This window comes from Pseudomonas caricapapayae (assembly GCF_001400735.1).
Lineage (GTDB): Bacteria > Pseudomonadota > Gammaproteobacteria > Pseudomonadales > Pseudomonadaceae > Aquipseudomonas > Aquipseudomonas caricapapayae.
Map to the genome: position 1 here is coordinate 1 of NZ_LJPW01000032.1, position 6,339 is coordinate 6,339.

Here is a 6,339-nt window from a genome sequence, read left to right on the forward strand (position 1 = left end):
GTCTGGTAGGGGCAAGTCCATCCAATTGTGACATACAGGCGCTGGAAATCGGCTTGCACCTTCGACATAAGTTAGGAATCTCAGATTTCACCATCTACAGCAACCGTAAGTTAAGCCATAACTATGTGGTCATCCACCCGAGCAATGCATTTCCGAAAGGAGCGATTGTAGACTCTTGGACGGGACAGGGCGTGGTGGAGCTGGACTTCAAGACCCGATTGAAATTCAAGCACCGGGAAGAGAACTACGCAGTGAACGCCAATATGCACGAGTGGATCGAGAGATACGGCCAAGCGCATGTGATTGACTGAATCCTAAGGATGCTCCGATCAACTTGCCGCGCGTCAGCGGCAAGTCGAAAATGCACTCGGCAAACAGCGCTATTCGCTGAAAATGGCCTGGTGCAGCCTGCGTTGAGGGCATTTTTGCCCGGTTTCCCTTGTTAAACGCGTAACTCGCCCATACCCATTAGCTGTTTTCGAGCCTTCCACAGATTCGACAGGGCGAACAGCGTAATCAGCTGAGCTGTGTTTTTCATCAGCCCACGAAAGCGCACTTTTACGTAGCCAAACTGACGCTTGATCACCCGAAACGGATGTTCGACCTTGGCCCGTGTCTGAGCTTTGCAGAACTCGATCTTGCGCTTCGCCTTGTAGAGAACGCTGCTTTATTGAGCCTGGAATCCGTGCTGCGCCGCGCCGCGATTTGCCAGATGACCTCACGACTTTCATGCTCTTCACGCTTCTCGACACCGGTGTATCCAGCGTCTGCATAAACCGCGTTTTCTTCGCCATGCAACAGAGCTCGGCGACCTGCGTGACATCGGCCACATTGGCTGCAGCGCCATGAACATGATGAACCAGTCCCGACTCGGCACCGATATGCGCCTTCATGCCAAAGAAGTACGGTTACCTTTCTTCGCCTGATGCATCTCGGGATCGCGCTTTCCTTTCTCGTTTCTGGTCGGTAAGCGAACTCGCATTACAGGTTGGGTAACGGCAACCAGTTATGCGGCAATAACTCGGAGATCTTACTGGCGCGCTGCGTCGGCAGCCGGGTCAGCACATCTTTGAGATACACATAAGGGTCGTGCCCATTCAAACGTGCAGACTGGATCAAACTCATGATAGCCGCCGCACGTTTTCCGCTGCGTAGCGACCCTGCGAAGAGCCAATTTTTACGTCCAAGAGCCCATGGTCTGATTTGGTTCTCACACCAGTTGTTATCTATGGGTACGGCCCCGTCATCGAGGTAGCGCGACAACGCCGCCCAGCGTTTCAGGCTGTAATCGAGAGCTTTACTGATGGCCGAACCTTCAGGCACGAGGGCACGCTGGGCGATCATCCAGGCATGCAGCATATCCATTACCGGGACGGCTTTTTCTTGCCGTATTCGGCGTCGTAAGTCAGGTTCCAGGTCGCGAACTTCACTTTCGATTTCGTACAGCAACTGGATGTAGCGCAACGCTTGCTCAGCAAGCGTGCTTTTATTCGTCGCGTGCAGCTCGAAGAACTTACGCCGTGCATGAGCCATGCAGCCGATTTCGGTCACGCCGAGTTCAAAGCTGGCCTTGTAGCCACCAAAATCGTCACAGACTAACTTGCCTTTCCAGTCATGCAGGAAGTTGCGAGCATGTTCTCCGGCGCGGCTCGGGCTGAAGTCATAAACAACAGCTGCTGTTTCGCAGAACTGGCTGGTGGCGTAGGCCCAGACATAGGAACGGTGAGTTTTCTTTGTTCCGGGCATCAGCATTTGCACTGGTGTTTCATCGGCATGGATAACCTGCTGCCCGAGTACAACTTCGCGCAGCGCATCGACCAGTGGCTGCAATTGCACACCCGTCATGCCAACCCATTGAGCCAGGGTTGAGCGTGGAATCGCCAGGTCCGCTCGGCCGAAGATCGACTCCTGACGGTAAAGCGGAAGATGGTCAGCAAACTTGGCAATCATGATGTGGGCCAGCAGCCCGGCGGTCGGGATACCTTTATCAATGATCTGCGCCGGAACCGGTGCCTGGATGAGCGTTTCGCAGTCATCGCAGACCCATTTTCCGCGCACATGACGTTCAACGCTAAATACACCGGGCACGTAGTCCAGCTTCTCGCTGACGTCCTCGCCGATGCGCTTAAGGGCGCAGCCGCAGGGGCAGTGAGTGTTTTCTGGTTCGTGATGGATCAGGGTGCGTGGAAACTCAGCCGGTAATGCAGTGCGCTTGGGCTTCTACTTTTTCTCGGTCGCTGCGGGCACTGTTTGCAAGGCTTGAAGTTCTGCTTCAATCGCAGCGATATCGGTATTGATCAGGTCATCGAGCAGACTGGCCTGCTCAGGATTCATCTGCTCGCTGCGTTTAGCAAACTTCAAGCGCTTGAGCTGTGCGATCTCGAAGGTCAGTTTCTCGATGACTGTTTGATCACGGTTGATCTTCTTGCCCATCGTCTCAACGGTTTTACCCATTGTTTCGACCGTCTTGCCCAACGTGTCGACCTGGTGGTCGAGCGTCTCGACACGCTGCATCAACTGCGCCGCCAAAGCGCGCAGTTGTTCAGGAGTCAGATGATCGATATTTGGGAGCGAAGTCATAGGGTCGATTTTGCCAGAACAGGCAGTTCGCGACGATAGACCGATAGGCTAATGGCAGCCGTTAAAGCAGTGTGATCGAGGCTCCAGACCCTGGCCAATGCCGTCTCGGTACCGGCGCGCATGTCCATCGGTTCAGTGGCGAGCCAGATGGAGTCGATGCGAATCATCGCAACAGGTCTCGAAGAAAGGTCGCGCAGGCAGCAGCACTTTCAGTTGGCCAGTTCACTTTAACGGTGCCGCGAGGGTGCTGGATCTCAACACATATATTCGATGACGCTGCGTGCGAACTTGCTCCGGCCGACGGCATGGGTACTGGAATAAATGCAGGTTGCAACGCGGTACTTTTCTGCGCCTGCACCCGAATCCATTTGTGGACAAGGTTCGCATTGAGGCTATGGCTGAGTGCGATGCTGGCAATCGAAGCGCCGGGCTGGGCACACTCTTGAATGATCTGGGCCTTGAAGGACTTGGAATAGGAACGGCGTGTTGGCTGCATGAAATACCCGCTTAAAAAGCTAGAACTGGTGTCCACTTAAATTTAAGTGCACACCATGTCTGGGCTTTGCGAGGCTGGGTAGATGTCTTGGCCGGACGCATACTCTTAGAATCCTTCTATGCTTGATGTCTTGACGATATTTCGTCGCAGAAACGTCATCTATTTAGTAACTCGCCCTGCAGCGATAGCGCTATCAAGACGACTCGTATTCTCCGCATTGAGTCTCGCGAGTTAGACAGAGATATCAAGAGCATTTGGGCAAATGTCGCGCCTGAGGAGTTTCACCGAAACCGTTCTTAGCTGGCGATCATCCCGGCAGCTTGTTCGGTTGCTTCAGTAGTGCGAGTCGCGAGCTTTCGAACCTCGTCTGCAACTACCGCAAATCCACGGCCCGCTTCGCCCGCGCGCGCTGCCTCTATCGCCGCGTTGAGCGCCAACAGGTTCGTCTGGCTTGCGATGCTCTGAATGGTCCCAACGATTTGCGATAATTGAGCAATGTTGTTTTCCAGCGTCCGCTGATGCTCGACCTCCGCCTGTCGTAACGCCTCCTGCTCATGCTGCAGATGGACATCTACAAGGGCTCCTACTACCCGAAGCGGTGAACCGGAGGAGTCGCGCCGAGTCTGACCTCTAGCTCTGAACCACCTGTACTCGCCGCTCTTCATCTTCAAGCGATACTCGATATCAAAAGGCGTTTTACCAGATTGGTCGTTTAGGTGTGCACCAAAAGCGTTTAGACTTCGCTCTTTATCGTCCGGGTGTAGCCTCGATGCCCAGCTATCCAAAACATCTGGAAACTCCTCCACGGTTTGAAATCCGAGCAGTCGCCTGAACTGAGGAGACCACCAGAAAGGATTCTTTGGATTTACGGGGTCTCCAGCGATAACCTCCATATCCCACAAACCGTCTGAGAGCATCTCCCTGGCCAGTTCAAATCTGGTAATGATTACATCATGCTCCTGATCGCGCTCAAGCTGATCATGGATGTCGCGCAGAGAACCAGCTACGCGTATAGGCATCCCTCGATCATCTCTAAGAGTTTCTCCTTGGGCATAGAACCAACGGTATGAACCGTCCTTCATCGCGAGCCGGTTTTTTACCTTGTAAGGCGTATGCCCGGACTTATCGTTCAGATGTCGCGCAAAAGCGTCAAGAGTGGCTTGCTTGTCCTGGGGATGCAGACGATCTGCCCAACTGGCTAAAACGTTAGGAAAATCCCGCTCGTCGCTAAATCCCAAAAGGTTTCGTAGTTGCTGAGACCACCAAAACCGATTCTTAGGATTTACTGGGTCGCCAGCTACGACCTCCATATCCCAAAGCCCCTCGCTTGAGGCTCGGTTCACAAGATCAAACCTGATCTCATAGGCCGAAGCGGACGATGCCGCTTCGCGAAGCATCTCACGAGTCGCCTCCAATTCATGCTCAAGCTCAGATATACGGGATTTGGAGCTGCGATCAAGTGACTCAAAAGCTCTCCAAGCATCAAGAACTGCAGCGCTCTCAGCGCACCCGTCTACTTGGGGCGGTATCCCGTGAATGATTGCAGCTACCAGCTGATGAATAGCGCGACGATCACGGCGCGTTCTGAAGAAGATAGTCATGACGATTGGACTCATAAACGTTGCGGGCCCTATCCATGGCACCTTGCAATCTATATCGTCATGAATGAAAAAAACTGTACATGATTTTCAATTTGTACATGCTTCTCTCACGATTATGTTTGAGCTCGGCAATCGTCCGGCGAACTCACCTTCCGAACTCCTGCTTTAAGTGCGATGGTGTCCGCGTCTTAGGTGGACACCATGGCCTTCGGCGGTTGCGTCAGGAAGGTGTGTTTGCCGTTCCCTTACTGACATACCTGTATTTCTTGCGCGCAATCTTCATTGCATCCACCTCGGCTTGGAGACTGCTGAGCGTGTCCACATCGAAGGTGATCAACTCCCTCGCGCCTTCGAATTCGTTACCCACACGCAGTGTGACGATGAGCTTGGGCACAAAATTCTTGACCATTTTTCGCCTGAGAGGGGATTTCTCAGATTGATCTTTGCCTTTATTTGGGTTGGCCTGAGTAGCGGTTAAGCGCACTGTCGAACCGAACAATGCCTGGCGCATTTATAGTCATTCTGTTGCCCTCTTTTCATCCATCATGTCCTTCACCAACTTGATTTACGTCTCACAGGCCGTATCAGATAATCGGGAGAAGCACCTTGAATACGGTACCCAGCTCAGCAGTTGACGTGACCTCAATCTTTCCGTCGTGAGCCGAGATGATCTCTGACGCGATAAATAGACCCAGCCCGAGGCCAGCGGATGAGCCTTTTTCCTTCGCCGCGTAGCTTGAATATCGTACTTGTGGATCGAAAAGACGGGGCATTGCACTGATAGGAATAAGTTCGCCGCGATTCTGCACGCTAAAAACTATGCAGTCGTCATTTCGTGACAACTCCACGTTGATCGGGTGCTCCAAGTCCCCATGCCGTACCGCATTGCCAATCAGGTTAGTGAAAACCTGTGCCATGCGAGCAGAATCGTACCTTCCGGTTAAGGCTTCGCTTGCACTCATAATGATGTGTGCTTGAGGGAAACCGGTGCGTAGTTCATCGACGGTAGAGGCACAAAGGACACCTAGGTCAGCGTCCTCTGGATGCACGGGTATGCCATTTCCGAGGTTGCAGCGAGCTAAATCGAGTAGATCAGCGACCATCTGGTTGGCTCGGCCGACACTCGCGCTAATCTGCATGACCAGCTTTCGGTCCCGACCTGTCACATTTTCGCTTTCGCGAAGTAGCTCACTGGCCATTAGCACAGCGCCCAAAGGTGAACGTAAGTCGTGACCCAATACTCCTAGAACCTTTTTGCGTGTGGACTCGGCGGCCTCTCCAAAAGTAGTGATCGACGCGACCAGTGCCTGATCTATTGCTTCATTGAAGCGAATCATGTCCTCCACATCGTGCTCGGCGTCCGCGCGTTTTCTGGCAAGCCACAGCCGGAGCACGCTAGATCGAAGAGCCCGATATTCGGAAACCATCTGATCCATGGAGAACCCTGCAACGAAGCGTGTCATCGCATGAGTCCGGGAAGGCGCGTCCTCTTCCGTAAACGAGCCATAACCCTGCGATTTTGCGATCTGCTGACTCTCGGACTGATACGTTTGCATATCCTGAGCAACCGTCTTCAGTATCTGCTCAGCATGATCTCTCAATCTCTTGGCATCCATTGCAGGCATAGCGGTTTCCACCGTTCGTGGACTTGCCCCTACCAGA

The 6,339-nt window shown here is 53.2% G+C and carries 3 protein-coding genes and 5 pseudogenes; 1 reads left to right on the top strand and 7 read right to left on the bottom strand.

What is annotated here, in order from left to right:
• A pseudogene (locus tag ALO80_RS03930) lies at positions 1 to 311 on the top strand (type III effector); the annotation flags it as partial.
• A 131-nt stretch (positions 312 to 442) separates the two neighbouring features.
• On the opposite strand, the pseudogene ALO80_RS28955 reads toward ALO80_RS03930, so the two are convergent.
• From ALO80_RS28955 to ALO80_RS03950, 7 genes and pseudogenes are all read right to left on the bottom strand, one after another.
• Positions 443 to 964: pseudogene (locus ALO80_RS28955) on the bottom strand (IS5 family transposase); the annotation flags it as partial.
• A 17-nt stretch (positions 965 to 981) separates the two neighbouring features.
• A pseudogene (gene tnpC / locus ALO80_RS03935) lies at positions 982 to 2,580 on the bottom strand (IS66 family transposase).
• A gap of 163 nt (positions 2,581 to 2,743) precedes the next feature.
• The gene (gene tnpA, locus ALO80_RS28960) at positions 2,744 to 3,076 is read right to left on the bottom strand and encodes an IS66-like element accessory protein TnpA (protein ID WP_083493134.1); all 333 of its coding nucleotides are present in this window, start codon (positions 3,074 to 3,076) and stop codon (positions 2,744 to 2,746) included.
• Positions 3,077 to 3,378: 302 nt separating this feature from the next.
• Positions 3,379 to 3,603 (bottom strand): annotated as a pseudogene (locus tag ALO80_RS32425) (methyl-accepting chemotaxis protein); the annotation flags it as partial.
• A 51-nt stretch (positions 3,604 to 3,654) separates the two neighbouring features.
• A pseudogene (locus ALO80_RS32255) lies at positions 3,655 to 4,692 on the bottom strand (PAS domain-containing protein); the annotation flags it as partial.
• Positions 4,693 to 4,897: 205 nt separating this feature from the next.
• Complete coding sequence (locus ALO80_RS03945; protein WP_055008021.1) at positions 4,898 to 5,188, bottom strand: hypothetical protein; 291 nt, start codon at positions 5,186 to 5,188, stop codon at positions 4,898 to 4,900.
• Between the two features lie 73 nt (positions 5,189 to 5,261).
• Positions 5,262 to 6,339: sensor histidine kinase (locus ALO80_RS03950; protein WP_144434201.1), on the bottom strand; the 1,078-nt coding region annotated here is incomplete at its 5' end.